The sequence below is a fragment of the Paraburkholderia caffeinilytica genome, from assembly GCF_051027425.1.
Classification (GTDB): domain Bacteria; phylum Pseudomonadota; class Gammaproteobacteria; order Burkholderiales; family Burkholderiaceae; genus Paraburkholderia; species Paraburkholderia caffeinilytica_A.
Map to the genome: position 1 here is coordinate 884206 of NZ_CP186552.1, position 26793 is coordinate 910998.

Below are 26793 nucleotides of genomic sequence, written 5' to 3' on the forward strand. Positions count from 1 at the left end.
CGGCTCCTAATGGCGATCAACCCACTTCAATCCGACCAGCCCGAGCACAAGATAAACGAGCCCAGGTGTCGCCGCCGTCAACGGCGCAGGCCACGTATTCAACGTGCCAATATGCGAGAACAGCGTGTTGAACAGCTGGAAACTCATCCCCAGCATAATCCCGCCGAAAACCTTCACGCCCACCACGCCGGCACGCGTATGCAGATACGCAAACGGCAGCGACAACACCAGCATCACGAACACCGCGAACGGATACAGCAGCTTGCGCCACAGCGCGATTTCATACCGCTGCGTATCCTGATGATTCTCGGTCAAATGCTGGATGTAGCGGAACAGATTGAACATCGACATCCGATCCGGCGACACCAGCAGCACGGAAAGAATCTGCGGCGTCAATTCCGAGCGCAACGAATACTCGGGCAATGCCACCTGCGTCGCGCGGTACACCGGATTCAAGGCGTCGGTCGGCGTGCCCGGAGGAGGGGGGACGTCGATCAGTTGCGTGTCGGTCACGCCCGTCAGTTGCCAATGACCCGGCGGCTGATAGGTGCCGCTCTTCGCGATCCGCACATTCGAGAGCCGGAACTTCGAATCGAATTCATAAATCCGCACGTTGCTGATCGTGGCGTCCGGCTTCAATTCGCCGACGTTCACGAAGCGCGTCACCTGCTCGCCGTCCGCGCGCGCAGTGAGCGTGTCCTTCACCCACACACCCGACTCGAAATTAGTCGATACCGACGACCCCAGTGCCTCGAGCCGCACGCGTTCCGACAACTGATCCGTATACGGACCGACCACTTCGCCGATGATGTAAGTCAGGAACACCAGCGGAATGCCGATCTTCATGAGCGAGCGCAGCGCCTGATTGGTAGCGAGCCCGGACACGCGGAAAATCGTGTACTCGGAGTTCGCCGCCATTTGCGCGAACACGTAGATCGCGCTGATCAACGCGGCGACCGGAATGATTTCGTAAAAGCGCGACGGCGTTTGCAAGGCGACCCGCAGCACCGCGTACTGGAACTTGTAATTGCCGTGGCCGACGGAGTTCAGTTCGTTGATCAGGTCGAAGAAGAAGAACAGGCCTGAAAACGCGAACAGAATAAAGATGAACGTGAGGTAGATCTGACGCGCGAAGTACCTTTCATAGATACGCATCGGTCAGGCCCCCTTCGCGCGGCTGAACATCGCCCGCGTGAATAGCGGCCGGTTGCGCACACGCAGCCAGAAGATGAATGCGACGACCGCCGCCACGATAATGTGCAGGCCCACCAGTCCAACTCCGAACGACATCTTGCCTTGCTCGATCCACGACTGGATCACGTTCAACAGATTCGAGTACGTCAGATAGATCAGAACAGCCATCACCAGATTGATCGTGCGGCTGCGCCGCGGGTTCTGGTGCGCAAGCGGAATGGCCAGCAGCATCAGGTTGATCGCAATCAGCGGCAGCCCCGCGCGCCACGCGAATTCGGCGAGGTTGTCGTTGGTCGGATTGCGCAGCAGCGTGAGCGTGGGCAAACCGGTCGTAGTCGGCGTGCTGACCACCGGCTGGCTCTGGATCTTCACACCGTAGCGTTCGAATTCCATGATGCGGAAATCGGGGTGTCCCGGTTCGCCGTCATAGCGGCGGCCGTTTTCCAGCACCACAAAGCGATCGCCGTTCTTGTGAGTCTCGGTGTGGCCGGTTTTCGACACGACCACGTTGACCTTGCCGTTTTCCGTGCTGGTCACGAACACGTTCTCGACGCGCGCCTGGTCGGGCGACATCTTCTCGATGAAGAACACGCGGTGGCTGGTGGCCGATTCGCGGAACTGACCCGGTGCGAGCAGCGAGACTTCGTCGCGCTGCTGGAAGCGTGCGCGGATCAGCTTGCTCTGCTGGTTCGACCACGGCCAGCCGACGAACACGAAGAACATGATGAGAATGATGATCGGCGTGGCGAAAATACCTATCGGCTTGATGAAGCGGGTCAAACTGACACCCGAGGCAAGCCAGACGACCATCTCGGAGTCTTTGTACCAGCGGGTCAGGACGAACAGGATCGACACGAACAGGGTCGCGACGAGCATGATGGCCAGGTAGCCGATCACGGTCAGGCCGATCAGGACCAGCACGTCGCGCGGGTCGATCTCGCCCGACGCCGCGAAGCCGACGATGCGGATCATCATCGTCGTCAGCACGAGTGTGAGCAGAACCATGAACACGGCACCAGCCGTATACGCGAGTTCGCGCTGGAGGGAGCGTTCGAAGATCATTATTGATGATGAGAGGGGGCGCTCTCAGTGACGCACGGGTTAGTTCCCGTCACGTCTCCGGTGCAGCCGCCGCGGGAAAAATAGCGGATAATTGCGGCTTTCATCCTAAGCCCAGATTTTATCCGAGGACAAGCGCGATGGACTTTAGCATAAAAGCCTGTGATTGGACCAAAGGCTCGTCAAACGGTTTCCTGACCGGGAAATCCGATTGCATCGTAATCGGCGTGTTCGAGTCGCAAACGCTCTCGGGCGCTGCACTGGAGATCGACGCGGCCACCAAGGGCCTGCTGACCCGCGTCATCAAGGCCGGCGACATGGACGGTAAGGCCGGCGCCACGCTGTTCCTGCACGAAGTTTCAGGCATCGGCGCATCACGCGTGCTGCTGGTCGGCCTCGGCAAGCAGGATGCTTTCAGCCAGAAAGCCTACGGCGAAGCCGTACGGGCCGCCTGGCGCGCATTGCTCTCCACCAAGATCGTCCAGGTCACCTTCACGCTCGCTCAACTGCCGATCCTCGAGCGTTCGACCGATTGGGGCGTGCGCGCGGCGATCCTCGCGCTGCGCGAGCTGACCTACAAGTTCACGCAGATGAAGAGCAAGCCGGACAACGCGACACGCGCGTTGAAGCGCATCGTCTTCAGCGTCAATACCGGCGACGAGAAGGCCGCCAAGCTCGCGGCCAAGCAGGGCGCCGCACTGGCCAACGGCATGGACCTGACGCGCGACCTCGGCAACCTGCCGAGCAACGTCTGCACGCCGACCTATCTTGCCGACACGGCGAAGAAGCTGGCCAAAGACTGGAAGCTGAAGGTCGAAGTACTCGGCGAAAAGCAATGCGAAGCGCTGAAGATGGGCTCGTTCCTGTCGGTCACGGCCGGCTCGGTCGAACCGGCTCAGTTCATCGTGCTGCAGTATCACGGCGGCGCCGCGAAAGCCGCGCCGGTGGTGCTGGTCGGCAAGGGCGTCACGTTCGACACCGGCGGCATTTCGCTGAAACCGGGCGAAAGCATGGACGAGATGAAGTACGACATGTGCGGCGCCGGTTCGGTGCTGGGCACGTTGCGCGCCGTCGCCGAAATGGGCTTGAAAATCAACGTGATCGGTATCATCCCGGCGGTGGAGAACATGCCTTCGGCTACGGCTACCAAGCCGGGTGACATCGTCACCAGCATGAAGGGCCTGACGATCGAAGTGCTGAACACGGACGCCGAAGGCCGGCTGATCCTGTGCGACGCGCTCACTTACGCCGAGCGCTTCAAGCCGGCAGCGGTGATCGACATCGCCACGCTCACGGGCGCCTGCATCATCGCGCTGGGTCATCACAACAGCGGCCTGTTCTCGAAAGACGACGCGCTGGCGGGCGAACTGCTCGACGCATCGCGTGAAGCTTCCGACCCGGCCTGGCGCATGCCGCTCGACGACGAGTATCAGGATCAGCTCAAGTCGAACTTCGCGGATCTGGCGAACATCGGCGGGCGTCCGGCGGGCAGCGTGACGGCGGCGTGCTTCCTGTCGCGCTTCACCGAAGCGTATCCGTGGGCGCATCTGGACATCGCCGGCACCGCGTGGAAGAGCGGCGCGGCGAAGGGCGCTACCGGCCGTCCGGTGCCGTTGCTCGCGCAGTTCCTGATCGATAGGGCCGCTGACGGTCGTGCTGCACAATGACGCGTTGCAGTAAGGTTGCAGGCGTAGAAGTAGACGCAAAGCGGAGCCGCCGATGACGAGAATCGATTTTCACTCGAACGTCGGCGATTCGCTGCTGTATGCGTGCCGCCTGATCCGCAAGGCGTATCAGGCGGGCCAGCCGACCATCGTGCTGGCCGAGCCCGGGCGTCTGCGGGCTTTCGACGAACAGTTGTGGACGTTCTCGCCCCTCGACTTCGTGCCGCACTGCATGGCGGGCACGAAGCTCGCCTCGCAAACACCGATCGTGCTGGCCTCGAACCTCGATGATGTGCCGCACCATCAGGTGCTGCTCAATCTCGGCGCCACGGTGCCGGCGCAATTCGCACGCTTCGAAAGATTGCTGGAAGTGGTCGGTAACGCACACGACGAGCTCGCTGCAGGCCGCGAACGCTATCGTTTCTATCGCGATCGCGGCTATGCTTTGAACAACTACAAGCAAGGCAGCTAGGTTTCATTCCGCCCGCGCCGCGTGGTGTTTTGTCGGATGGATTCGACGCGCAGGCGGCCTGCTTCAGCTTGGACTCAAACACGGAGAGTGCACGTGTCCGATCCCAACGACAGTTCGATCCCGGTTCTGCACGAGATTCTGGTACCGGGCAATCCTGCCCAGGCGCGCCATGCGCCGGGCGAGGCGGCAACGCCGGCTACGCAGCCGGTGGTGGATCCCGAGACTGCGCGAGAACCGACCTTCGCGCCGGAACCCATGCATGCGCCCGAGCCGGTGCCAGAATCCGCACACGCGCGTGAGGAGCCGACGCTCGCGCCGGAACCTGTGCATGTTCCAGAACCCGCGCATGTGGCGGAGCAAGTGCATGTGCCAGAACCGGCGCATGTGGCGGAGCAAGCGCATCCGGAAGAACACCCGCATCCGAAAAAACGTTCGAGGGCACACCATGCGGCCGATCACCGGCACGGGCATGGGCACGAACCTGATCATGCGCAGTCGGCTGGGGTCTTCGATAGGGCTGAACCGCATGCGCCGATCGAGGCGGGCGCGATCGTGCCGCCGGATATCGCTCACGAAGCGCTCACACAGCCGCAGCCTAATCTCGATGCGGATGTCATCGCCGAACGTCTGCGTGGACGGTTTGCGGGCTTTCTGACGGGCGAAGGGCGGGGGATTATCGAAGCGCGCTGCCGCGATGCTTTGCAGGATCACACGTCGTGGCTCGTCAACCAGATCACGCGCGAAGTGGCGCTGGCGCTGGAGACGGAATTGACCGGCTGGGTGAAGGAAGCGGTCGATCAGGAGATCGCGCGGCGCTCGGGCAGCGCTTGAGCTTGATTGTGGCGGAGAGTGCGCCTTTATTTGGGCGCTCTCGTCACGCTCACTGGATCGTGGTCATTTGATGCTTCATTTAAGCGTCATCACCCAGCCCGCCAGCGTAGCCGCCTGATCGGGCGAGAGTTGCGTATTCGCGGGCATCGGCACGGTGCCCCACACGCCCGTGCTGCCATCCAGAATCTTGTGCTTCAGATAGGTAATGGCATCTTCGTGGCCGGCGTATTTTTCGGCGACGTCATGCAGCGCCGGTCCCATGAACGGACGCGTCACCGAGTGGCAGCTCATGCAGTTCTGCTGCTGCGCAAGCGCAAGGCCGACAGGAGCCTCCGCGTGCGCAGCGGGACTGCCGACGCTTAATGTAGCGCTCAGCACACCAGCCGCTGCAAGCGCTGCATACGACATTGATTTCATTCTGGTCTCCGTCGGTGCAGGTGCCCGACTTGTGGTGCAGGCATTATAAAAGGAAAGGGGCGCACGGTTTTCCGTGCGCCCCTTTGCGCTTTTACGTAGCTTGGACCGGTCGCCGTAAGCGCTGAGTTCTCGGTGCTTACCTTACTTGGCACGAAACCCAAGCGGACTACATATTTTGCTTCGGGGCCTGGATGTCACTGACCTTGCTAAATCCGTATCGGGTACACAGAGTTGAGACGAATTCGGTATCGATGGATTGTACAAACGCCAGTTTTCCTCGGAGTTGCCCGACTTCTTCTGGAAGTAACTTGCCCTGAGAAAGGGCGTGCATCATGGCGCGGAGCTTCCGTTTTTCTTCTCTTCCGATAGATGCGACTCCGCTGTTTGACAATACAAGCCCCACCAGCACGCGGCGACTTTTCGTCGACACGTTGACTGTTTTGCTTGCATTCAGAGTCAGCCCCAAGTATGAAAGCTCGTTTAGCACTTCCTGGACTCTCGAGGCGATCAGGTCAAGCACATGTGGTGTGTTGGTGGAAAATGCTAAATCGTCAGCGTAACGCGTATATCGCGCGCCGACTTCCGCGCAAAACCTCTCGAGAGCCGTGTCAAATTCCCAAAGTAAATAATTGGAAATGAACGGTGAACTCGGTGCACCGATCGACAGTTGGAGCTGGCCAGTATTTTTGTCGCGGCGACAGAGCAATTGGCAGATCATCCAAAGCTCACCGCTAGAAAAATCTTTGTCGCGTTGCAGCCTATACCGAAGGGCCGATTCTTTGAGGCTGGGGAAAAAGTCCCTGAAATCGAGCTTCAGCAGATATCGACCAGTTGCGTGTGGCGCAGCATGGTCTTTGATTGATATTCCCTTTCTATATGCGAGCGCGGCGTCATGGCATGGCAAATCTGCTAACTCAGTCTGAATCAACTTTCGCTGCAAATATTTCAACTCGGCTGTAGGTTGCGAAATCAGGCGCAAACCTCTTCCGTGACGTTTCTCGATATAGTGGTCCTTATAACGCTCTGATGCGGTCGAAATCAGGACGGTCAGTTCTCTTGCTGAGAACGGTGACGTCGCGAGGATTCGCTGAAATAGCAATTCATTCTCGAGGATCATTTCGTCCTCTCGAATATCGAGCGTCTGCGATTGTCCGTACTGATCCATTCTTGACAATGAATCTTGAAGCGGGTGCGATCAAAATGCACCTGTCCGGCGGCCGCTGTATAGTCTACCCAAGGGGCGGCGCTGCTAGTGCTTCTTGTCCAAAATGGTTCTGTGCCGCGCAGCTCAAAGCGCACTAATCCGAAAAAGGCGAGCAGCCCGAGCGCACGCTTGAGTTCCTCATCGGGTAGCGAAATGCCGAAATGCGTTATTGCTTGCTGTAAATCTGCGATTTTGCTTACCAAAAGCAAATCGACAAGGTCTGCAATCAGCAGCAGGCGATGTGTCGGATTGTTCGCGTGGAGAGCTACTTTGCCGTGAGGTCGGTCGTCAAAAGCCGCATCAACACTATCTACGATAGCGTCAAAATCTTCCGTGGGAAGGGAGCGCTCATGAGGCGAACCGATAACACATTTCGACCCCTGGAGGTCTACTCGTTTGATAGGTCCGAGATTCAGAAATGATTGGCGGCGATCGTCTTCGAGAAACTTCGCCTGCACGACGACAAATAGGCGCGGCAGAATGGCGTTATCGAGTGCCAAGGCGCCAAGTTCGGCATAAGACCCGGGCGATTCTGAGAAAAGGATTGCGCGACTTGCCAGATAACAGGCGTCCCGCTCGAACTCCAGCAAATTGTCGTAGCCAGAAAACGCCCACCAGCCAGGGTGATTTTCTGGTCGGTCGAGATACTTGAACCAAGGTCGTTGTTCGAACGAGGCCAATTGCTGGCGCCAAAATGAATCGCGCAGCGATAGGCAGGGATGACTCGTGCTTTCCGCCACCGGGCCTCCAAAAACCCAGATGCGATTTGGGAGATTGAAAAGGTGGCACCCCTTTGGGTCAACAGTTTCAATCAATTGAACCAAAGGGGAACCGGTGTCGCTCACTCAATTACCTTAATTAGGCACGAAGATCGGTGTCGGCTCGCCGGCGCCGATCTTCGTGCCGTTGATGCCTTCCACCAAAACGCAGTCCTGCGAAACGCCGGACAATAGATAGCTGCCTGCTACCAGTCGCGTAATTGAGGTAGTGAGTTTAGCTGGGTGAGCACGAATTGGAAATAGGTCAAACGGGCTTCGGAGGGACCTAGGCATAACATTGTTAGCAACTGTTTCTTGCCCGGCACGGCTTGAAAGGAAAGGGGCGCACGGTTTTCCGTGCGCCCCTTTGCGCTTTTACGTAGCCTATGTGGCTTCGAGCAGCGGTCCTGGTCCGCTCCCGGGAACCGGGGCGAATCAGGAACCACATCAATGCACGCTTAGCCCGTCACTGCGCCCTTGTTGGCCGGCAGGGCCAACGCGGAGTACTTCGCCAGCACGCCACGCGTGTAGCGCGGCTTCGGCTGCTGCCATGCCGCGCGGCGGCGTTCCAGTTCGGCGTCGTCGATGTTCAGTTGCAGGAGCAGCTTGTGCGCGTCGATCGTGATCGAGTCGCCTTCCTGCACGAACGCGATCGTGCCGCCCACGAACGCTTCCGGCGCGACGTGGCCGACCACCATGCCCCAGGTGCCGCCCGAGAAGCGGCCGTCGGTAATCAGGCCGACGCTTTCGCCGAGTCCCTTACCGATGATTGCCGACGTCGGCGCGAGCATTTCCGGCATGCCGGGGCCGCCCTTCGGGCCGAGGTAGCGCAGCACGACCACGTCGCCCGCAACGATCTTGTTGGCCAGAATGGCTTCCAGCGCGCTTTGCTCGTCGTCGAACACGCGGGCGGGGCCCGTGATCACCGGGTTCTTCAGGCCGGTGATCTTGGCGACGGCGCCGTCAACGGCCAGGTTGCCCTTCAGGATCGCGAGATGGCCTTCGTCGTACAGCGCCTGCTCGATCGGGAAAATCACCTGCTGGTCGGCGCGCGGCTTGCTCGGCACGTCCTTCAGCTCTTCGGCGATCGTCTTGCCGGTGATCGTGATGCAGTCGCCGTGCAACAGACCTGCGTCGAGCAGGATCTTCATGACCTGCGGGATGCCGCCGGCCTTGTGCAGATCGGTCGCCACGAACTGGCCCGACGGCTTCAGATTGCAGATTACCGGCACTTTCTTGCGCATGCGCTCGAAGTCCTCGATGGTCCATTCCACTTCAGCCGCGTGGGCGATGGCGAGGAAGTGCAGCACGGCATTGGTCGAGCCGCCCGTGGCCATGAGCACGGCCACAGCGTTTTCGATCGACTTCCGGGTGACGATGTCGCGCGGCTTCAGATCTTTCTTGACCGCTTCGACCAGCACGCGTGCCGATTCGGCCGCCGAGTCGACCTTTTCCTGGTCCGGATTGGCCATCGTCGACGAATACAGCAATGACATGCCGAGTGCTTCGAACGACGAGCTCATCGTGTTGGCGGTGTACATGCCGCCGCACGAACCCGTGGACGGGCACGCGTTCTTTTCGACCCCTTCAAAATCTTCCTGCGACATCCGGCCCGCCGTGAATTCGCCCACGGCCTCGAACGAGGACACGATGGTCAGGTCGGTGCCCTTCCAGTTGCCCGGACGGATCGTCCCGCCATACACGTAGATGCTCGGCACGTTGGTGCGCAGCATGCCGATCATGCCGCCCGGCATGTTCTTGTCGCAGCCGCCGATCACCACCACGCCGTCCATCCACTGGCCTTGCACGCACGTCTCGATACAGTCGGAGATGACTTCGCGCGACACCAGCGAGTACTTCATGCCTTCAGTGCCCATCGACATGCCGTCCGAAATCGTCGGTGTGCCGAAGATCTGCGGATTCGCGTCGGCGCCCTTGACCGCAGCGACGGCCGCGTCGGCCAGACGTTGCAGGCCGGCGTTACACGGCGTGATGGTCGAGTGGCCGTTGGCGATGCCGATCATCGGCTTGTCGAAATCGGCCTTTTCGTAGCCGAGTGCGTAGTACATCGAGCGGTTCGGTGAACGCGCCACGCCTTGCGTGATGTTCTTCGAACGACGGTTGTATGCCATGGGGGACTCCGATCTGTTTTGTTTTGATCCGTGCTGCGTGTTTGCCGCCCAGCCGGCGCGGCAGGCGCTGCGCCGACGTCGCCAATGCGCTTGCCGGCCGGTACGACGGCGCTTCAGTCCAGTTTAGTTCCGACGCGTTGCGCAAGGATGCAGTTTTGCCAGAAGTGTGTCCAATATATTATTCAGGCTCGATTAGGTCGTAAAATATATTAATCATGCTGCCTGCTATCCCTGATCTGCGCCAGTTGCGCTATTTCGTCACCGTCGCCGAAGAAAAGCACTTCGGACGGGCGGCCGCGCGTCTTTCCATGACGCAGCCGCCGTTGTCACAAGCGATCCGCGCGCTGGAGGACACGCTCGGTGTGGCGCTGTTCGCGCGCACCAAGCGTTCGGTGGAGCTCACGCCGGTGGGCGCCGACCTGCTGCCGGAAGTGCAGCGCCTGCTGGCGGGCGCCGAGGGGCTGCGGCCGCTGGCGCAGAGCCTTGCGCGGGGCGAGGCGGGAACGCTGTCGCTGGCGTTCGTCTCCACGGCCGATTACGGCCTGCTGCCCTTGCTGCTGCGTGATTTCGGCGCGCGGCATCCACGGGTGCGCCTCGAATTGACGGAAGCCACCAGCGACGTGCAGGTGGAAGAGCTCGTGGCCGGGCGCATCGACGCGGGTCTCGCAATCGCGCCGCTGCCGTCGCGCCATGCCACCCAGCTTTCGTGGCTGCCAATCGCCCGTGAGCCGCTGGTGATCGCGATGTCGACGGAAACGGCGGCGCGCGCGGGCAGCACCGCCGGGTCTGATGCCGACGCGCGCGCCGAGTGGCTGGACACACCGATTAGCCTGCGCGACGTCGCCGGCGAACCGCTCGTGATCTTCCCCAGACGTTTGGCGCCAGGCTTTTATGACATCATTATGGATTGCTACGGCGCGGCGGGCCTCGTACCCCGGGTCGGCCAGGAGGCGATTCAGATGCAGACGATCGTGAGCCTCGTGTCGGCCGGCATGGGCGTCGCACTGGTGCCGCAATCGTTGCGTAACCTGCGCCGCACCGGCGTCGTGTACCGGCCGTTCGTCGAATCGGTACCGGCGATCGAGACGGGGCTGGTCTGGCGCACGGCGGAGGTGGGGCCGGTGTTGGCCGGCTTCATCGACATTGTGCGAGCGCATGCGGCTACCTTGGAGGCGCAGTTCGCGGCGCCTCGTGACTAGGCTCGTCGACGTTGCCGCGAACGCATTGCAAACCGAACCGTCCAACGCATGCGCCGCATGATGCGCAAACCATCGGCTGCTGCTTGAAACCCGACTAGAAATCCGCTTCTGAACCTGAACTGCCCATAACAACACGATGCTTATTCACCCGAATTTCGACCCCGTTGCCATTCATCTGGGGCCGCTTGCTGTGCGCTGGTATGGATTGATGTACCTCGTCGCGTTCATCGCGGCGATCGTCGTCGGCCGGCTGCGGCTGCGTTTGCCGTATGTCGCCGCGCAAGGCTGGACCGCCAAAGACATCGACGACATGCTGTTTTACGGCGTGCTCGGGACGATTTTCGGCGGCCGGCTCGGCTATGTGCTGTTCTACAAGGCGAGCTTTTACTTCGCGCATCCGCTCGACATCTTCAAGGTGTGGGAAGGCGGCATGTCGTTTCACGGCGGCTTCCTCGGCGTCACGCTGGCGATGGTGCTGTTCGCGTATCAGCGCAAACGCTCGTGGCTGCAGGTCACCGATTTCGTCGCGCCGATGGTGCCGACCGGGCTCGCGGCAGGGCGCCTCGGCAACTTCATCAACGGCGAGTTGTGGGGACGTGTGACCGATCCGTCAGCGCCGTGGGCGATGCTGTTTCCCGGCGCCGCACCGGACGACGCCACGTGGCTCACCACGCATCCGCAACTGGCCGCGCAATGGCATCTGAACGAAGTGTTCGCGCAATATCACATGCTGCCGCGCCATCCGTCGGAGTTGTATGAGATTGCGCTCGAAGGCGTGGCGCTGTTCTTCGTGTTGTTCTTCTTCTCGCGCAAACCGAAGCCGATGGGCGCGATTTCCGCGGTGTTCCTGATCGGCTACGGCCTGGCACGCTTCACGGTGGAATTCGCGCGTGAGCCGGACGACTTCCTTGGGCTTCTGGCAATGGGGCTTTCGATGGGCCAATGGCTCTCGTTGCCGATGATCCTCGTTGGCATCGGCATGCTGGTGTGGTCCTATCGCCGTGCGCGGCGTGAACCGGCGCAAGCGGTCAGCGCGAACTGAGCGCAGCGGTTTATCGTACTGCGTGCGGTTCTATCGCCGACGCGTGATGAATCAGCGCGGTCGGTTAGCGCTCACTGATGGCTACGGTTTATCGTAGTGAACAGCCAATGAAAAAAGCCACGGCATGCCGTGGCTTTTTGCTTTTCTGCCTCGAAGCAGACCATCAAGCGTAAGACGCGTTACTTCATCTGCACCGAACCGGACACGTTGACCGTCACGGTCGACGTACCGCCTTCGAGCGGCACAGGCGCGGATGCCTTGGCATCGGCGCTCATGGCGCGTGCGCTCATCATCATCATCGGACGCGGCATGACGCCGTTGTGCCCGACGTTGACTTCGCGAATCGAATAGTTGCTGTAGCCGAACGCCTGTGCCGACGAAGCCGCCTGCTCGCGGAACGACTTGATGGCTTCGCCGGTGAGCTTCTGTTCCGCGGCACGCTGCGCTTCAGGCGACAGCGAGAACTGCACGTTGCCGACCTGCATGATCGACGCCATCTGGCCTGCGAGCTTCGAGGCCGCGGCGAAGTCGTGCGATTCGAGCACAACCTCGGTACGGCCGCGCCATGCGGAAATACGGCCGTCACGATCGGTGGACGGGTAGATCGAGAAGGAGCCGGTGCGAGCCGTTACGCCGCTCACACCCTTGGCTTTTTGCAGCGCCGCGTCGGCGCGCTGATTCAGCGTGGAGGTGAGCGCGGACGGATCGCTCGCTTCCTGCTCATAGAACAGCGTGATATCGACGACGTCTTGCGGCACTTCCGCGCTTGCCTGTGCATTCAGCGACAGCACGCCCGCGGGCTGATACTGTGTCACGCCCTGCGCGCGGGCCATGGCCGGCGTCAGCGCGAGCGCGGCCGGGGCGACGCAGACGAGCGCGAGAGCGAGTGCACGTGCGGTGTTTTTCGTCATTTTTGGACTCCTTGCTTGAACAGGTTTGTGCACGATTGGGGCGAACGCCGCGCAATGGCACGGCGTTTGCGAGTCCGTTAGGCGCTTGTAACCTGGGCTTGGTTCCCTAATTTGACGTTTGCTCAACGTTTGCTTTCATCTGCGTGCAGATTGACACATGAAGCAGCGACAGCGGCCGCATGTGCGCATGCAACGTCAAACAAGGCGCTTGGTGATGAAGCGCCACTCGGCTTCGGTTACCGGCGTGATCGACAGGCGGTTGCCTCTGGCGAGCACACGCATGTCCTTCAATTCCTCATGCTCGCGCAACGCGGAAAGCGGGATCAACGGGATCTTCTTCTTGAACACCACGTCGACGAGTAGCCAGCGCGGCGTTTCCTGCGACGACTTCGGGTCGTAGTAGGGGCTCTTCTTATCGAATTGAGTGGGGTCCGGATAGGCGGTGGAGGACACCTCCGCGAGCCCCGCAATGCCTGGCTCAGGACAACTCGAGTGATAGAACAGCACCGCGTCGCCGACCTGCATCATGTCGCGCATGAAATTGCGCGCCTGATAGTTGCGCACGCCGGTCCACGGCAACGTGCGTTGCGGTGCTTCAGCGAGATGGTCGATGCTTGCTTCGTCCGGTTCGGACTTCATTAGCCAGTAGCGCATGAATCGAATTGAACGTTAAAGGTTTGAGAATACAGAAGAAAAAGCGGGACCAAAAGAAAAACGGCACCGAACCGAAGTCCGATGCCGTTTTGAATAAGGTCCCCGCCTTAGCCGCTAGGCCGGCATCCTGAACCGGGGGTTCAGAATTGGTCGCAGTTAGCAGCACTTCGGGTACATCAGACAGAGTGACGCGCACACCCGTGCTACAAATTTCCACAACCGTGCACATGGCATTGGTTCAAGGAATATATGACCTTGGCGAACCAGGCAGGGAAGTCAAACCGATGGAACTCAATGGTTTGCGTGAGTCTTTGCTCATGCATTCCACTTGAATTCGCAGCCGATCTCAGGACCGGCTACTTGAAATTGCTCGAGACTGCTGGGTGCTTACTGCATGCTGTACTGTTGAATCACAGTACCCAGTTGTTCGTTCATTTGATGCATTGTACGCCGGATTTCTTCGGCGGGAAATGCTTCTCCGTGTCGCACGCTGGTTTGCAGCTTAAGCAGTTCCGATGCCAGCGACAGCGCAGCCATGACGGCAATGCGATCCGTGCCGCGCACGCTGCTGCTATTGCGGATCTTCGACATCTCGGCGTCGACCCGTGCAACCGCTTCAAGCAGCGCGCCTTCCGTTTCCGGCGAGCAGGCGAGGCGATAGGGCACGCCGAGAATCGATACTTCGATCTGCTTGGTGGTCATGCATTTTCTCCATGGCGGGTGGCATCGCTCTCCGCTTCTTCCTCATGCGGCGCTGCCTCGAGCAGATCGAGCTGATTGTCCGGCTCGCTGTGCGCACGAGCCCGCGGCAGCTTTTCGAGGATCGCATTCAGGCGTACCTGTGCGTCGTCGATCTTTGCCGACAGCGCGTCGCGTTCCGCTTGCAGTGCATCGCGCTCCTCGCGCATCAAGGCGAGTTCAGTGCGCGTGGCCTCTGCTTCGGCGCGCGTTTGGGCGAGCTGATCTTCGAGCGCGAGCCGCGCTTCATTGTGGCGTTGGCTGATCGTGATCAGCTTGCCGATATTCTGTGAAAGTGTTTCGAGTTCGGTGAGCATCTGCTGCGTCCTCTAAAGACATCGCATTTTAGCGCGGAATGTCGCAGGTTCCGACAATTGTCTCGTTTCGAGACGTAACAACATCGCTTTGTGCAGGCTTTTATCGACCATATGATGAAAAACGGCGCGTGCATCGGACAATAACCTGCACATAACAGAACAGATTGCGCACGGATTAACCATTCTTGACGGACTCGAGGGCCGCTCCTAAACTGGCCGCACTCTGGTGCCCGCGCGTGCTTTTCCATAGTGCGCGCAGTTAAACGGGAAGCAGGGTGCGCCGTTCGCCAGAACGCGCGAACCTGCGCTGCCCCCGCAACGGTAAGCGACCGCATACGTCATGCAGGTCGATCCTGATCGCGTGTTTGAAGCTGAACATGCGAGTGTGCCACTGCGCGTCACGCGTGGGAAGGCGGGATCGATGTGTCGCCAGCCCGGATACCGGCCAGAGGGAGAGGATCGCTCCCACGCAAACGTAAAATAGCGCGGGCGCCTCGTTACGCATCGGCCTGCGGGGAAGCGGGCCGCGCACGCCATCCACAGGAATGTCACCCCATGCTGTCCCCTATCGCTCGCGCGGTACTGCTCGCTTTTGCGAGCCTGCCGCTCGTCGTGCATGCTCAAGCTGCCTCTTCTTCGTCGCCGTCCTCATCTTCTTCTACCGATTTGGACACTGCCGGTTCCTCTCCCGCGGTGTTGTCACCTGTTGTCGTGACCGCGGAGCGCGGGCCGCAACCGCTCGCCGACGCGATCCCGCAGACCACGCTGTTCGACCAGCAGGACATTGCCGATACGACCGCGACCGATTTGCCGGGTCTGCTGCAACTCGCGCCCGGCGCGCAAATTTCGCGCACCGGTGGCCCGGGTTCCACGACGAGCCTGTTTCTGCGCGGCGCATCGTCGACGCAATCGCTGTTGCTGATCGACGGCGTGCGGGTCGATTCGGTGAGTCTGGGCGCGCCGCAACTCGCGCAGATTCCGCTCGACCAGATCGATCACGTCGAAGTCGTGAATGGCAACGTGTCCGCGCTTTACGGCTCCGGCGCAATTGGCGGCGTGGTGCAGGTGTTCACCAAAGACGGCGGCGACCATCCGCCGCGTTTCAATTTTTCGGTGGGCTACGGCAGCTATCACACGCAGACGCAGCAGGTGGGCGTGAACGGCGCGCTGGACAAAGACGGCAGCACGACCTTCAGCATCTCGCTCGCGCGCTCGAAAGACGACGGCTTCTCCTCGCTCAATCCGGCCCAGGCGCCCAACGCGAATCCGAACGCGAACGGCTATCTGAACGAAAGCATCTCGGCTTCGCTGCGTCACAAGTTCAGCGACAAGTGGGACGCGGGCGCCACCTATTTCCAGTCGAACGGCAATAACAGCTACGACAATGCGTACGGCGTGCCAACCGATCTGAACAACCTGTATAGCAAAGTGCGTCAGGTATCGCTGTTCGCGAACGGCAAACTGACCGACTGGTGGACCACGCACTTCATCGTTTCCGAAGGAGACGACCGCAGCGTGTCGAATACCAACGGCCTCTACAACGGCCGCTTCGATACCGACAATCGCCAGTACACGTGGCAAAACGATTTCGCGCTCGCCGCGCAACAGAAACTGCAGGTCGGCTACGAGCATCTCGATCAGAGCCTCGATTCGGATACGTTCGCGGCGCCCGACCGGCATGTGGATTCGGGCTTTGCCGGCTATACGGGGCGCTTTGGGCGCAACCAGATTCAGGCCAATGTGCGGCACGATCAGTATTCCGATTTCGGCGGGGCGAACAGTTACTATCTCGGCTACGGTTTCGACATCGCCGAACATTGGAAGGCGACTGCAAGCTATTCGGATTCGTTCCGCGCGCCGAGCTTCGACGATCTGTACTATCCGATCAGCGGCAATCCGTCGATCCAGCCGGAGCGTAGTCATTCGATCGAAGCAGCGCTGCAGTACGCGTCGCATGCGCTTGGTGTGATGCGTCTGAGCGCGTTTCAGACGCGTTATTCGAATCTGATCGACTACCAGCAGGTCACGCCCGGTATTTATCTGGCCGAGAATGTGGGCCATGCGAAGGTGCAGGGGCTCGAAGGATCGTGGAGCGGCCATGTGGGCAGGACGGATGTGCGCGCATCGGTGACGCTGCAAAATCCGGTCGACCTCGATAGCGATACCGATCTCGTTCGGCGCGCACGGCGCTTTGCCTCGCTGGCGGTGAACCGCAGCATCGCGGGGTGGCGTGTCGGTGGCGAGTGGATCGTCAGCGGCGCCCGTGAAGATAGCAGCGGTACGCTGGGCGGCTATGGTGTGGTGAATCTGTCGGCGCGCTACAACATCACAAAGGCATGGTACGTGGCCGCGCAAATCCAGAACCTGTTGAACAAGGACTATGAAACGGCCTACTCGTATAACTCGCCGCGGCGCGGTGCGTATGTCACGGTCGGCTGGCAGCAGCAGTGACGAACGTACTTGCATGAGAACGTGCCGATGAACCGCGGCTCGAGCACGATGCCCACGACCCCGTTGCGCGCGATGAGCGCGAAGCGCGCGGCCGCGATCTGGCTCGCGCTCGCGGCAATCGCACTGGCTGTGCTGATGGCGTCGCTCGCGCTCGGCAGCGTGTCGGTTGCGCCGGCGCGCGTGCTGGCGGCGCTGGTTCCGTCGCACGCGTCGCATATCGAGTCCGGCGATCTCGCCGGTGAGATCGTGCGCAAACTGCGCTTGCCGCGCGCATTGGCCGGCTTTGCATGCGGCGCGCTGCTTGCGCTGGCGGGTGCGCTGCTGCAAGTGCTGTTGCGCAACCCGTTGGCCGAACCCTACGTGTTAGGCGTGTCGGGCGGCGCGGCGACGTTCGCGCTGGTCGCGATGATCGCCGGTTGCGCGTGGTGGATCGTCGATGCCAGCGCGTTCGCCGGCGCCTTCGTGTCGATCCTGCTGGTGCTTGGCCTCGCGCGCCGCGAGTTGTGGCGCGGCGAGCCGCAGGATACGTCGCCGCGTTTGCTGCTGACCGGAGCAGTGATCGCGGCCGGTTGGGGCGCTTTGATCACCTTGCTGCTCAACCTTGCACCGGACAATCGGCTGCGCGGCATGCTGTTCTGGCTGACCGGCGATCTGAACGGTGGCGCGATGCCGTGGACGGCGCTCGCCGCGCTGGTCGTCGTGCTGATGGCAATCGTGCCGGTTGCGCCGCGTCTGAATGTGCTGCTGCGAGGCGATGCTGCCGCGCAGGCGCTGGGTGTAGCCGTGATGCCGCTGCGCTTGCGCGTGTATCTGGTGGCGTCGCTGGCCGCCGCCGCCGCGGTGACCACGGCGGGCACCATCGGGTTTGTCGGCCTGGTGGTGCCGCATATGTTGCGGCTCGCGTTCGGTAACGATCAGCGCATGCTGCTTCCCGCCGCGGCGCTCGGCGGCGGTGTCGCGGTGATGGGCGCGGATCTGATCGCGCGTACCGTCATTGCCCCGGCGCAATTGCCGGTCGGCGTGATCACGTCGATCGTCGGCGTGCCGGTGTTTTTGTGGATGCTGTTGCGCAGGCGCCGCTGATGAACGCACACAACGCTCCGCATTCGGCGCTTAGCGCGCAACGCCTGACCTTGCGTGCGGGCATGCGCACCTTGCTCGACGCCTTCACGCATACGTTCTACGCAGGCGAGATCTGGTGTGTTGCCGGGCCCAACGGCGCGGGCAAGACGACCTTGCTGTCCACGCTCGCCGGTCTGGCGCAACCCGCGGCGGGTCATGTCGAACTCGACGGCATGCGTCTCGCCGATTGGCTGCCGTTGCCGCTCGCGCAGCGTCGCGCGTTGATGCCGCAAAATGCCGCGGACGCCTTCAGCGCGAGCGTGCTCGATATCGTGATGCTGAACCGCTTCCCGCATCTGACCGGTTGGGGTTGGGAGGGCGAGGCCGATCGGGCCGCCGCGCATGCCGCCCTGGACGCATTGGGCCTCGCTGCATTCGCCGCGCGCGACGTCCTGTCGCTTTCGGGCGGCGAACGTCAACGCGTCGCGCTGGCGGCGGTGTTGTGCCAGGAAGCGCCGTTGTTGCTGCTCGACGAACCGCTCTCGCATCTGGATCTGCATCACCAGATCGACTGTCTCGAAGCGCTGACTGCCTGGACGCACGAGCCTCGGCGTACAGTGATGTTTTCGTGTCACGATCTGAACCTCGCGCGCCGTTTCGCCACGCATGCGCTCCTGCTCGACGGCAACGGCGGCGCGTATGCCGGACCGGTGCACGACGTGCTGACGCCCACGCTGACGAGCCGCGCGTTCGGCTATCCGCTGATTCTGATTCGCGACGGCGAGCACGAGGCGCTGATTCCCGCGCCGCGCTTGCGTCACGAATCGCCTGCGGGTCATGACATACCAGCAAGCTAACCGCTTCATCAAAACATTCTCTCTTTTAGAAACGTCTATGACTTCTTTGCCAGGTTTGCCGGGATTGACCGAAGTCGAACCGCTCGATCAAACGCTGCGTGCCGAACTGCAACACATCATCGATACCAAGACCAAGCCGCCTGGCAGTCTTGGGCGGCTGGAAACGCTCGCACGCCAGATGGGATTGATCCAGCGGACGACGCACCCCACGGTCACACGTCCGGCGATGATCGTGTTCGCCGGCGACCACGGTATTGCGCAGGAAGGCGTGAGCCCTTATCCGCAAGCCGTCACCGCGCAAATGGTCGCTAACTTTCTGGCGGGCGGCGCGGCGATCAATGCCTTGAGCCGCGTCTCCGGCGTCGAACTCGAAGTGGTCAACTCAGGCATTGCCACACCGTTGCCGTCCACTGAAGGTCTCATCGACATTCCGGTTGCGGCCGGCACGCGCAACTTCGTGCACGAACCCGCGATGACGCACGAGCAGGCACTTGCCGCCATGCAGGCAGGCGCGGCTCGCGTGCGGCATCATGCGGCGCTCGGCACCAATGTGATCGGCTTCGGCGAAATGGGCATTGCGAATACGTCGTCGGCCGCGTGTTTGATGAGCCGCCTGTGCGGCGTGCCGATCGACGAATGTGTCGGCCGGGGTACCGGTCTCGACAACGCGGGGCTCGCGAAAAAGCGCAACGTACTCGCCTCCGCAGTTGCGCATCACGCCGTTTCCAACCATCCGCTCGACGTGCTCGCCACTTTCGGCGGCTTCGAAATCGCGATGATGACAGGCGCGTATCTCGCCGCCGCGCAAGCCCGGATGACGATCCTTGTCGACGGTTTCATCGCGACCTCGGCCTTGCTGGTGGCCGATGCCTTCGCACCGAAGGTGCGCGAATATTGCGTGTTCGCGCATGCGTCGAACGAGGCGGGGCACCGCCGCATGCTCGATCATTTCGGCGCGTTGCCATTGCTCTCGCTCGATATGCGTCTTGGCGAAGGCACCGGTGCGGTGCTCGCGGTGCCGCTGTTGCGCGCGGCGGTGGCGTTCGTCAACGAAATGGCGAGCTTCGAATCGGCCGGCGTCGCGAATCGTGAGGGGTGATCTGTCGAAGGCGTCGTCATCCAGGGTGCTGCCGTGCAAAGAGCAGCCATTTAGAAGCATGCGCCTCGCTCGCTCATGAACCCGCTCGCTGAACTGCGTTATTTCTTCACGGCGCTCGGCTATTTCACGCGCGTGCCAGTACCACGGTGGGTTGGCTACGAGCCGCATTATCTGAATGCTGCGGCGCGTTATTTTCCGCTCGTCGGCCTATTGATCGGCGGGTTGAGCGCGCTGGTTTATCTCGCGGCGTTGCATGTCTTTCCAGCGGGTGTGGCGGTGCTGCTGTCGATGGCTGCGTCGCTTCTCGTTACCGGCGCATTCCACGAGGACGGCCTCGCCGATTGCGTCGATGCGTTCGGTGGCGCCTATACGCGCGAGGACGTGTTGCGGATCATGCATGATTCGCGCATTGGTGCTTTCGGCGCCATCGCGCTCGTGGTCGCGCTGGCATTGAAGTGGCAAACGCTCACCGCGTTGCCGCCAGTGCGCGCCGCAAGTCTGATGATTGCGGCGCATGCGGCAAGCCGCGTGTTCGCCATCAGCTATCTGGCCACACTCGACTATGTGCGCGCCGAAGGTAAAGCCAAACCGGTTGCGCAGCGCTTGAGCGGCCCCGCGTTGCTCTGCGCGGCAGCATTCGGTTTGCCGTTGCTGCTCTGGCCGAACTGGCTGGATTCGCCGAACTGGCGCTTCGCTTGTGTGACGTTCGCCGTGCTGGTGGCACTGCGCTTTGCATTGGGCCGCTATTTCGTCAGGCGCATCGGTGGCTACACCGGCGACTGTCTCGGCTTTGCGCAACAGATCTTTGAACTGAGCATCTACCTCGTGGGGCTCGCATGGATATCGTCCTGATCCGTCATCCTGCCGTCGCGCTCGATTCGGGTGTGTGCTACGGCCACAGCGACGTGGCGCTTGCCGAAGACGTCGAAATATCCGCGAGTGCCCTTGCCCTGAAACTGGCGACCTTGCAGGTGCCGTCGCCGCGTGTGCTGATGTCGAGCCCGCTGACGCGTTGCGCGACGCTGGCAGCGGTTATGGCGAACGATTTCGGTTGCGCGCTTAGTCATGACGATCGTCTGAAGGAAATGAATTTCGGCGATTGGGAGCAGCAGCGCTGGGATGCGATCGATCGCGGCTTGCTCGACGATTGGGCGGCTAACTTCGAGCACGCGCGGGCGCATGGCGGCGAGAGCGTCGCGCAATTCGTCACGCGGGTACGTGCATGGTTCGATGCGTTCGCGCTGACGCGCGAGCTGTCGCCGGCGTATGTGGTTACGCATGCCGGGGTGATACGGGTGATCGCGTCGCAGGTGCTGGAGGTGCAGCTGGAAAGCTGTCTGCGCTGGTCGCTGGAGATGGCGGGGATTGTCTGGCTGCGCAGGGATGATGAGACGCAGCAGTGGTCGTTGGTGAGGTGGAACGTGTGAGGGCGGGGGCTTGGCCGCTGCAGCTCCCGGAATTGCGTCAGTCCAGCTTTATTCGTGACACTTTTTTCAGGAAATTTGTCGCGAAAACAGAAATCGTGACACTTTAAGAAGGGAAAAGTGTCGCGATTCGCGTGATTTGTGCCACAATGCCATGAAAAAGTGTCGCGTTTAGGATTTATCGCGACACATTGGCACGAGGTGGCGCGCATGAACAGCAGTGGCATCAAGCGGGAATTGGATCTGATCGAGCAGCTCATCGCCGCAAGCGCCGAGGGGCGAGGCGTTCGTTCGCTTGCAGCGGCGCTTGCAACGCGGCCTCATCCCATGCAACGCCGCACGCTGCAACGTCGTCTCGACGTGTTGCTCGAGGCGGGCCGGATCGTCTCGGAAGGTGCCGGCCGGGCAGTGTCCTATAAGCAGGCTGCGGCGCCTGACGCGGTTGTTTTCCCCACCCAGGTTATCGCTGGCGCAAGCGCTTCCGGCGAGGCCTACGTGCCCGTATCGAGTGCGGGCCTCGAGGTAAGGGCGGAAGTGAACAGGCCGCTGCACGAGCGCCGGCCGGTCGGCTATAACCGTGCGTTTCTCGAACGCTATCGTCCGAATCAGGACGCGTATCTATCGCAAGCTCAGCGTGAACGCCTGCATGAATGGGGCCGCACGTCGGCGGACGTACGGCCGGCCGGTACTTACGCACGCGACATCATGAGCCGGCTTCTGATCGATTTGTCATGGGCGTCGTCGCGGCTCGAGGGCAACACGTATACGCGGCTCGACACCGTACGGCTGATCGAGCAAGGGCACATTGCGGAAGGCAAGGACGCCCAGGAAACGCAGATGATCCTGAATCACAAGGCCGCAATCGAGATGATTGTCGAGAGTGCGGACGAGGTGGGTTTCAACCGCTTCACCGTGCTGAATCTTCACGCGATTCTCTCCGATAACCTGATGTCCGACCCGTTCGCCAGCGGTCGTTTGCGCGCGCGCGAAGTGGAGATCAGCGGCACCGTATTTTTCCCGCTCGCCGTGCCACAGCAAATCGCGGAATGCTTCGAGGCGGTGTTGAACAAGGCCGCCCAGATCGACGATCCTTTCGAGCAGGCTTTCTTCGGCATGGTGCACCTGCCGTATCTGCAGCCTTTCGAAGACGTCAACAAACGCGTGTCGCGTCTGACCGCGAATATCCCGCTGATCCGGCAGAATCTGTGTCCGCTGTCGTTCATCGACGTTCCCGAAAAGGCGTATATCGAAGGCACACTCGGCGTCTATGAAAGCAATCGCGTCGATCTGCTGCGCGACGTCTTCATCTGGGCATACGAGCGCTCATGTCAGCGCTATCTGGCGATTCGCCAATCGATCGGCGAGCCGGACGCGTTTCGCCTCAAGTATCGCAACGCATTGATACAGGTGGTGCAGGAAGTGATTCGCGGCGGCGTGGCCGGCACGCGCGGCGAGATCGAAACGCTCGCGCAGAATCTGGTGGTTGCAGGCGATGTGTCCTCGTTCGTCGACGCGATCCAGTCCGATCTCGATCACCTCTATCTTGGCAACGTCGCGCGCTACCGGCTGCGGCTTTCTGAATTCGAGCGCTGGCCGTTCAAGCGAGCCGAGACGGCCTCGCACTGACGCCGAACTTTAGGCCTGGCGACTCGCGTCATTGCGCGCCGCTTTTCCTGCGCGAGCGCGCTAGCTCCAGGTCTTCGCACATCTGCTTCGCCCCTTGCGCGATACGCGGCGCCGGCCGGTTGATCAGATCGCCGTCGATGGCGAACAGATTGTTGTTCGCCACCGCTTTGAGGCTCGGCCACGCGCGCCATGTGTCGAGTTGCGGCAACGTGGTGTCCGGTTTGGTGGCGCCGGGCGCGGCGGTGAAGATCGCTTCCGGATTCGCCGCGAGCACCGCTTCGGTCGAGACGGTCGGCACCAGCGGCTCGAGTTTCGCAAACACATTGCGGCCGCCGCATAGCGCAATCACGTCGCTCACCATATGTTCGCCGTTGAGCGTCATCAAGGGCTGATCCCACACCTGATAGAACACGCTGACAGGCGGCCGGCTCGCATACTGCGTGCGCAGTCGTGCGATGTCCTGGCGATATGCAGCCGCCGCCGCGTCGGCGGTCGGCGAGGTGCCGAGCAATTGCCCGAGCTTTGTCAGCGACACGGCAACGTCGCCGAGATGATGCGGTTCGCTGAAGAACAATGGCACATGCATTTCGCGCAAGCGATCGAGTTGGCGCTGCGCATTGCCATGCCGCCACACGACGATCAGATCGGGCTTCAACGCGACGATCCGTTCGAGGTCAAGCGCCTTGTTGTCGCCGACACGCGGCAATTGCTTCGCTTCAGGCGGATAGTCGCTGTAGGACACGGCGCCGACCAGTTTTGCGCCGCCGCCCGCGGCATAGAGCAATTCGGTGACGTGCGGCGCGAGACTGATGACGCGTTGAACGGGCGCAGGCAAGGTGACGGTTGCGCCGGTGTCGTCGGTGACGGTGATTGCGGCATAGGCATTCAGCGCGCTCGCGCAAAGTGCCGCGGCGACTACGAAGCGCAGCAGTCGAATCATCGAATAGCCTCGCGCAGACTCTCTTCAAAGCGCGTCCATTCCGCGTCGCTGGCGGGCAGCCCGAAGCGCACACTGCCCGTTGCCGTGAAGAGCCGTGTCCACACGCCGCGTCGCGCTAGCGCCTCATGCAGTGCGGCGGCGCGTGCATCGTCAGTCCACGCAAAGAGCGGGGTGCTGCGTGTGGCGAGACCGTGTGCATGCAGCAGACTTACCAGACGGGCGCTTTCGGCCTCGAGCCGCGTACGCATCTGCCGCTGCCACGCCACGTCTTCAAAGGCGGCTTTGACAGCATGACGAGCCGGACCGCTGACCGTCCACGCCCCGAGCGTACGACGCAATGCGTCGAGCAAAGCCGGCGCGCCGAGCACGAAGCCGGCACGCACGCCGGCAAGCCCAAAAAATTTCCCCGGCGAACGCAACACGATCAAACCGTCGCGATGCGTGCTTGTTGCAAGCGACGCCGATGGCATCGTATCGGCGAAGGCTTCGTCGACCAGCAGCGTGCCGCCGCGCGCGGTGAGCTGCGCATGCCAGTGCAGCAGCTTGCCGGCGCTCAGATGCTCCGCGGTCGGATTGTTCGGATTCACAACGGCCACGTGCGCGAGCGTGTCGGGCAAGGTGTCCCAGGACACATCCAGTGGCACGACCTCATGTCCGGCCCGCTCGAATGCGGGCGCGTATTCGCTGTACGTGAGCGGCGCGATACCCACCTGGCCGCGCGGCAGCAGCGAGGGCAGCGCGCGAATTGCCGCCTGGCTTCCTGCCACGGGCAGCACATGCGCGGCATCGGGTGCGCCGTAGTAATGCGCGGCACAGGCGGCAAAGTCATCGCCTTCGTCGGGCAGGCGGCGCCACGCATCGGCGGGAACCGGCGGCACCGGATAGCCGTGCGGATTGATCCCGGTCGACAGGTCGAGCCATTGCGCGTACGGAATGCCGTAACGCTCGGCCGCTTCGTGCAGATTGCCGCCGTGAACCACGGCGTTGAACGCGGTGCGACTATCCGCTTGATGACCAGCCGTCCGATCAGCCATGAAAGGGCACACTCAGCAACGCCAGCACGATCAGCACCGCCAGCCAGAGAATGATCGTGCGCTCGACCAGCATCAATGCCGCCGTGACATGACTGGCCTTCGCGGGATGGCCGAAGCCCAGCGCCGGTCTGTGTTCAAGCGCGCCGTGATACACCGCGGGACCGCCGATCAATACGTTCAGACTGCCCGCGCCCGACGCCATCACCGGCCCGGCATTCGGACTGTCCCACCGCGGCGCCTGTTCGCGCCAGCAACGCAGCGCGGTGCGCGTGTCGCCGAGTAAGGCATAGCTCGCTGCGGTGAGGCGCGCGGGAATCCAGTTGAGCACGTCGTCGATTCGCGCGGCGGCCCAGCCGTAGCGCAAATAGCGCGGCGTGCGGTAGCCCCACATGGCGTCGAGCGTGTTGGCCAGGCGAAATCCCAGTGCGCCCGGACCGCCCGCGATCGCAAACCAGAACAGTGCCCCGAAAATCGCGTCGTTGCCGTTTTCCAGCGCGGATTCGACGGCGGCGCGCGACAGCGCCGCTTCGTCGGCATGAGCGGTTTCGCGCGACACGATGCGCGCGGTCAGGAGACGCGCTTGTGCCAGGTCGCGTTTCTCCAGCGCCTGCGCGATCGGCGCAATGTGATCGTGCAGACTGCGTGCGCCGAGGGCAAACCACAGCAGCACGACGTGCACCGCGCAGGCCGCAAAAAACGGCAACACGGCGACGAGCCACCAGGCGATCAGCACCGGCGGCATGACCGCCAGCGACCATGCGAGCAGCCCTTTGAGCCGCAGGCGTCGGCCGGTGTTGTAGTGCGCTTCGAGGCGCTTCGCCCAGTTACCGAAACCGACCAGTGGATGCGCGGTGCGCGGCTCACCGAGCCAACGGTCGACGGCAACACCGGCCACTGCCAGCGTAACGATCAGAGGGAGCGACAGCATCACGCGCTGCCCGCCGTTTTCAGGGCGAGCGGCAAGCCCGCGACCATCATCGTGACCTGGGTGCTCAATGCGGCGATGCGCTGATTGAGCCGGCCGAGTTCGTCGACATAGAGGCGCGTCTCTGCGCCGAGCGGCACGATGCCCAGGCCGATTTCATTGCTGACCACGATGATCTTGCCTTTGGCGTTGGTGAGCGCCGCTTCGAAAGCAGCAAAATGCGCGTGATAGTGATCGACCGGCAAGCCGTCGCCGTCGGGCGGGCAGAGCAGGTTGGCGAGCCATAGCGTCAGGCAGTCGATCAGAATGCAGTGGTGTGGCGCGTCGATTTGCGTCACCACGGCGGCGAGATCGACGCCTGCTTCCTGCAATTGCCAATGCGCCGGGCGCCGCTCGCGATGATGCGCGATGCGCGCGCTGAATTCGGCGTCGTCGGTCACGCGCGCGGTGGCGACGTACGTGACGGGCAGGGCGCTGCTGTTCGCCAGTTGTTCGGCGTGCAGGCTCTTGCCCGAACGGGCGCCGCCGAGAACGAAGGTGAGGTCGCGGGGAATCATCGCGTGATTGTACCGGCGTGCGGCGCATGCCGGCACGATGGGATAATGCCGCCTTCGAATCGCTGCATCGAGGATTCGCTGCGGTATCGCGCTATTGCTTATCGTGGTGTCGCTGTTGTTTAGTTGCCCCTGAGTTGCACCCTACTTGCCGCTTCGTTGTTGCTGAGTTGCCACTTCATTGACCATTCATCGCCAGGCCCGACATTCCGTGACCACGACATCGACC

At 61.8% G+C, this 26793-nt stretch carries 26 protein-coding genes, 1 other RNA gene and 1 riboswitch; of the genes, 12 read left to right on the forward strand and 15 right to left on the reverse strand.

Annotated elements, in window-relative coordinates; all coding sequences use genetic code 11:
• Positions 1-6: 6 nt before the first annotated feature.
• Together lptG and lptF are read right to left on the reverse strand one after the other, a co-directional pair.
• Positions 7-1155 carry an LPS export ABC transporter permease LptG gene (gene lptG / locus ACOSV0_RS03870; RefSeq protein ID WP_434108850.1) on the reverse strand — a complete coding sequence of 383 codons (1149 nt, stop codon included), beginning with the start codon at positions 1153-1155 and terminating at the stop codon, positions 7-9.
• A 3-nt stretch (positions 1156-1158) separates the two neighbouring features.
• On the reverse strand, positions 1159-2256 hold the full coding sequence (lptF, locus tag ACOSV0_RS03875; protein WP_434108852.1) for an LPS export ABC transporter permease LptF: 1098 nt from the start codon (positions 2254-2256) through the stop codon (positions 1159-1161).
• A gap of 137 nt (positions 2257-2393) precedes the next feature.
• Here lptF and ACOSV0_RS03880 point away from each other — a divergent pair, with 137 nt between their 5' ends.
• The 3 genes from ACOSV0_RS03880 (at position 2394) to ACOSV0_RS03890 (ending at position 5220) form a co-directional block, all read left to right on the forward strand.
• Positions 2394-3920: a leucyl aminopeptidase gene (locus tag ACOSV0_RS03880; protein WP_434108854.1), complete on the forward strand. Its 1527-nt coding sequence runs from the start codon at positions 2394-2396 to the stop codon at positions 3918-3920.
• A gap of 52 nt (positions 3921-3972) precedes the next feature.
• A complete protein-coding gene (locus ACOSV0_RS03885) occupies positions 3973-4389 on the forward strand; it encodes a DNA polymerase III subunit chi (RefSeq protein WP_434108855.1) in 417 nt (138 codons plus the stop codon).
• Between the two features lie 93 nt (positions 4390-4482).
• Entirely contained in the window at positions 4483-5220 is a 738-nt protein-coding gene (locus tag ACOSV0_RS03890; RefSeq protein ID WP_434108856.1) for a DUF2486 family protein, read from the forward strand.
• Positions 5221-5295: 75 nt separating this feature from the next.
• Here ACOSV0_RS03890 and ACOSV0_RS03895 read toward each other — a convergent pair whose 3' ends face one another.
• The 4 genes from ACOSV0_RS03895 to ilvD form a co-directional block, all read right to left on the reverse strand.
• A complete protein-coding gene (locus ACOSV0_RS03895) occupies positions 5296-5637 on the reverse strand; it encodes a c-type cytochrome (protein ID WP_434108858.1) in 342 nt (113 codons plus the stop codon).
• Positions 5638-5803: 166 nt separating this feature from the next.
• Positions 5804-6754, reverse strand: coding sequence for a retron St85 family RNA-directed DNA polymerase (locus ACOSV0_RS03900; RefSeq protein ID WP_434108859.1), 951 nt, complete (start codon positions 6752-6754; stop codon positions 5804-5806).
• Positions 6751-7686 (reverse strand): retron St85 family effector protein, encoded by a 936-nt coding sequence (locus tag ACOSV0_RS03905; protein WP_434108860.1) that lies wholly within the window; start codon positions 7684-7686, stop codon positions 6751-6753. Before ACOSV0_RS03905 ends, ACOSV0_RS03900 begins: the two co-directional genes overlap by 4 nt.
• A gap of 371 nt (positions 7687-8057) precedes the next feature.
• Complete coding sequence (gene ilvD, locus ACOSV0_RS03910; protein WP_434108862.1) at positions 8058-9731, reverse strand: dihydroxy-acid dehydratase; 1674 nt, start codon at positions 9729-9731, stop codon at positions 8058-8060.
• A gap of 215 nt (positions 9732-9946) precedes the next feature.
• On the opposite strand from ilvD, the gene ACOSV0_RS03915 reads away from it, so the two are divergent.
• The gene (locus tag ACOSV0_RS03915) at positions 9947-10930 is read left to right on the forward strand and encodes a LysR family transcriptional regulator (protein WP_434108864.1); all 984 of its coding nucleotides are present in this window, start codon (positions 9947-9949) and stop codon (positions 10928-10930) included.
• Positions 10931-11066: 136 nt separating this feature from the next.
• Complete coding sequence (lgt, locus tag ACOSV0_RS03920; RefSeq protein ID WP_434108866.1) at positions 11067-11972, forward strand: prolipoprotein diacylglyceryl transferase; 906 nt, start codon at positions 11067-11069, stop codon at positions 11970-11972.
• Positions 11973-12151: 179 nt separating this feature from the next.
• Here lgt and ACOSV0_RS03925 read toward each other — a convergent pair whose 3' ends face one another.
• The 5 genes from ACOSV0_RS03925 to ACOSV0_RS03945 form a co-directional block, all read right to left on the reverse strand.
• Positions 12152-12883, reverse strand: coding sequence for an SIMPL domain-containing protein (locus ACOSV0_RS03925; RefSeq protein WP_434108867.1), 732 nt, complete (start codon positions 12881-12883; stop codon positions 12152-12154).
• Between the two features lie 195 nt (positions 12884-13078).
• A complete protein-coding gene (locus ACOSV0_RS03930; protein ID WP_434108868.1) occupies positions 13079-13537 on the reverse strand; it encodes an EVE domain-containing protein in 459 nt (152 codons plus the stop codon).
• 95 nt (positions 13538-13632) lie between these two features.
• Positions 13633-13814, reverse strand: a non-coding RNA gene (gene ssrS, locus ACOSV0_RS03935) — 6S RNA.
• A 110-nt stretch (positions 13815-13924) separates the two neighbouring features.
• On the reverse strand, positions 13925-14239 hold the full coding sequence (locus ACOSV0_RS03940; RefSeq protein ID WP_434108870.1) for a cell division protein ZapA: 315 nt from the start codon (positions 14237-14239) through the stop codon (positions 13925-13927).
• The gene (locus ACOSV0_RS03945; RefSeq protein WP_434108871.1) at positions 14236-14592 is read right to left on the reverse strand and encodes an ATPase; all 357 of its coding nucleotides are present in this window, start codon (positions 14590-14592) and stop codon (positions 14236-14238) included. The genes ACOSV0_RS03940 and ACOSV0_RS03945 overlap by 4 nt, the downstream gene beginning before the upstream one ends.
• A 207-nt stretch (positions 14593-14799) precedes the next feature.
• A riboswitch (cobalamin riboswitch) is annotated at positions 14800-15056 on the forward strand.
• 91 nt (positions 15057-15147) lie between these two features.
• Here ACOSV0_RS03945 and ACOSV0_RS03950 point away from each other — a divergent pair.
• From ACOSV0_RS03950 to ACOSV0_RS03980, 7 genes are all read left to right on the forward strand, one after another.
• Positions 15148-17043 carry a TonB-dependent receptor domain-containing protein gene (locus ACOSV0_RS03950; protein WP_434108873.1) on the forward strand — a complete coding sequence of 632 codons (1896 nt, stop codon included), beginning with the start codon at positions 15148-15150 and terminating at the stop codon, positions 17041-17043.
• Positions 17044-17070: 27 nt separating this feature from the next.
• On the forward strand, positions 17071-18126 hold the full coding sequence (locus ACOSV0_RS03955; RefSeq protein WP_434108874.1) for a FecCD family ABC transporter permease: 1056 nt from the start codon (positions 17071-17073) through the stop codon (positions 18124-18126).
• Positions 18126-18962: an ABC transporter ATP-binding protein gene (locus ACOSV0_RS03960; RefSeq protein ID WP_434108876.1), complete on the forward strand. Its 837-nt coding sequence runs from the start codon at positions 18126-18128 to the stop codon at positions 18960-18962. Before ACOSV0_RS03955 ends, ACOSV0_RS03960 begins: the two co-directional genes overlap by 1 nt.
• A gap of 37 nt (positions 18963-18999) precedes the next feature.
• A complete protein-coding gene (gene cobT / locus ACOSV0_RS03965) occupies positions 19000-20061 on the forward strand; it encodes a nicotinate-nucleotide--dimethylbenzimidazole phosphoribosyltransferase (RefSeq protein ID WP_434108877.1) in 1062 nt (353 codons plus the stop codon).
• Between the two features lie 75 nt (positions 20062-20136).
• Positions 20137-20913, forward strand: coding sequence for an adenosylcobinamide-GDP ribazoletransferase (locus ACOSV0_RS03970; protein WP_434108878.1), 777 nt, complete (start codon positions 20137-20139; stop codon positions 20911-20913).
• Positions 20898-21488, forward strand: coding sequence for an alpha-ribazole phosphatase (gene cobC, locus ACOSV0_RS03975; RefSeq protein ID WP_434108879.1), 591 nt, complete (start codon positions 20898-20900; stop codon positions 21486-21488). The genes ACOSV0_RS03970 and cobC overlap by 16 nt, the downstream gene beginning before the upstream one ends.
• A gap of 207 nt (positions 21489-21695) precedes the next feature.
• Complete coding sequence (locus tag ACOSV0_RS03980; protein ID WP_434108881.1) at positions 21696-23111, forward strand: Fic family protein; 1416 nt, start codon at positions 21696-21698, stop codon at positions 23109-23111.
• Between the two features lie 28 nt (positions 23112-23139).
• Here ACOSV0_RS03980 and ACOSV0_RS03985 read toward each other — a convergent pair whose 3' ends face one another.
• From ACOSV0_RS03985 to cobU, 4 genes are read right to left on the reverse strand one after another with little or no spacing between them, the layout of a single operon-like run.
• Positions 23140-24051: a cobalamin-binding protein gene (locus ACOSV0_RS03985; protein WP_434108882.1), complete on the reverse strand. Its 912-nt coding sequence runs from the start codon at positions 24049-24051 to the stop codon at positions 23140-23142.
• Positions 24048-25085, reverse strand: coding sequence for a threonine-phosphate decarboxylase CobD (gene cobD / locus ACOSV0_RS03990; protein WP_434108883.1), 1038 nt, complete (start codon positions 25083-25085; stop codon positions 24048-24050). The genes ACOSV0_RS03985 and cobD overlap by 4 nt, the downstream gene beginning before the upstream one ends.
• Positions 25078-26013 (reverse strand): adenosylcobinamide-phosphate synthase CbiB, encoded by a 936-nt coding sequence (cbiB, locus tag ACOSV0_RS03995; RefSeq protein WP_434108885.1) that lies wholly within the window; start codon positions 26011-26013, stop codon positions 25078-25080. The genes cobD and cbiB overlap by 8 nt, the downstream gene beginning before the upstream one ends.
• Positions 26013-26567, reverse strand: a complete 555-nt coding sequence (gene cobU, locus ACOSV0_RS04000; RefSeq protein ID WP_434108886.1) for a bifunctional adenosylcobinamide kinase/adenosylcobinamide-phosphate guanylyltransferase — start codon at positions 26565-26567, stop codon at positions 26013-26015. Before cobU ends, cbiB begins: the two co-directional genes overlap by 1 nt.
• Between the last annotated feature and the right edge of the window lie 226 nt (positions 26568-26793).

What these genes read in the sequence shown, in the direction of transcription:
- lgt (WP_434108866.1), top strand. Translation starts at nt 11,067, where the DNA reads ATGCTTATTCACCCGAATTTCGACCCCGTTGCCATTCATCTGGGGCCG.
- ACOSV0_RS03925 (WP_434108867.1), bottom strand. Translation starts at nt 12,883, where the DNA reads ATGACGAAAAACACCGCACGTGCACTCGCTCTCGCGCTCGTCTGCGTC.
- cobT (WP_434108877.1), top strand. Translation starts at nt 19,000, where the DNA reads ATGACTTCTTTGCCAGGTTTGCCGGGATTGACCGAAGTCGAACCGCTC.
- ACOSV0_RS03970 (WP_434108878.1), top strand. Translation starts at nt 20,137, where the DNA reads ATGAACCCGCTCGCTGAACTGCGTTATTTCTTCACGGCGCTCGGCTAT.
- lptF (WP_434108852.1), bottom strand. Translation starts at nt 2,256, where the DNA reads ATGATCTTCGAACGCTCCCTCCAGCGCGAACTCGCGTATACGGCTGGT.
- ACOSV0_RS03980 (WP_434108881.1), top strand. Translation starts at nt 21,696, where the DNA reads ATGAACAGCAGTGGCATCAAGCGGGAATTGGATCTGATCGAGCAGCTC.
- cobC (WP_434108879.1), top strand. Translation starts at nt 20,898, where the DNA reads ATGGATATCGTCCTGATCCGTCATCCTGCCGTCGCGCTCGATTCGGGT.
- lptG (WP_434108850.1), bottom strand. Translation starts at nt 1,155, where the DNA reads ATGCGTATCTATGAAAGGTACTTCGCGCGTCAGATCTACCTCACGTTC.
- ACOSV0_RS03940 (WP_434108870.1), bottom strand. Translation starts at nt 14,239, where the DNA reads ATGACCACCAAGCAGATCGAAGTATCGATTCTCGGCGTGCCCTATCGC.
- ACOSV0_RS03945 (WP_434108871.1), bottom strand. Translation starts at nt 14,592, where the DNA reads ATGCTCACCGAACTCGAAACACTTTCACAGAATATCGGCAAGCTGATC.
- ACOSV0_RS03985 (WP_434108882.1), bottom strand. Translation starts at nt 24,051, where the DNA reads ATGATTCGACTGCTGCGCTTCGTAGTCGCCGCGGCACTTTGCGCGAGC.
- ACOSV0_RS03960 (WP_434108876.1), top strand. Translation starts at nt 18,126, where the DNA reads ATGAACGCACACAACGCTCCGCATTCGGCGCTTAGCGCGCAACGCCTG.
- cobD (WP_434108883.1), bottom strand. Translation starts at nt 25,085, where the DNA reads ATGGCTGATCGGACGGCTGGTCATCAAGCGGATAGTCGCACCGCGTTC.
- ACOSV0_RS03950 (WP_434108873.1), top strand. Translation starts at nt 15,148, where the DNA reads ATGCTGTCCCCTATCGCTCGCGCGGTACTGCTCGCTTTTGCGAGCCTG.
- cobU (WP_434108886.1), bottom strand. Translation starts at nt 26,567, where the DNA reads ATGATTCCCCGCGACCTCACCTTCGTTCTCGGCGGCGCCCGTTCGGGC.
- ACOSV0_RS03885 (WP_434108855.1), top strand. Translation starts at nt 3,973, where the DNA reads ATGACGAGAATCGATTTTCACTCGAACGTCGGCGATTCGCTGCTGTAT.
- ACOSV0_RS03915 (WP_434108864.1), top strand. Translation starts at nt 9,947, where the DNA reads ATGCTGCCTGCTATCCCTGATCTGCGCCAGTTGCGCTATTTCGTCACC.
- ACOSV0_RS03900 (WP_434108859.1), bottom strand. Translation starts at nt 6,754, where the DNA reads ATGATCCTCGAGAATGAATTGCTATTTCAGCGAATCCTCGCGACGTCA.
- cbiB (WP_434108885.1), bottom strand. Translation starts at nt 26,013, where the DNA reads ATGCTGTCGCTCCCTCTGATCGTTACGCTGGCAGTGGCCGGTGTTGCC.
- ACOSV0_RS03930 (WP_434108868.1), bottom strand. Translation starts at nt 13,537, where the DNA reads ATGCGCTACTGGCTAATGAAGTCCGAACCGGACGAAGCAAGCATCGAC.
- ilvD (WP_434108862.1), bottom strand. Translation starts at nt 9,731, where the DNA reads ATGGCATACAACCGTCGTTCGAAGAACATCACGCAAGGCGTGGCGCGT.
- ACOSV0_RS03895 (WP_434108858.1), bottom strand. Translation starts at nt 5,637, where the DNA reads ATGAAATCAATGTCGTATGCAGCGCTTGCAGCGGCTGGTGTGCTGAGC.
- ACOSV0_RS03880 (WP_434108854.1), top strand. Translation starts at nt 2,394, where the DNA reads ATGGACTTTAGCATAAAAGCCTGTGATTGGACCAAAGGCTCGTCAAAC.
- ACOSV0_RS03955 (WP_434108874.1), top strand. Translation starts at nt 17,071, where the DNA reads ATGAACCGCGGCTCGAGCACGATGCCCACGACCCCGTTGCGCGCGATG.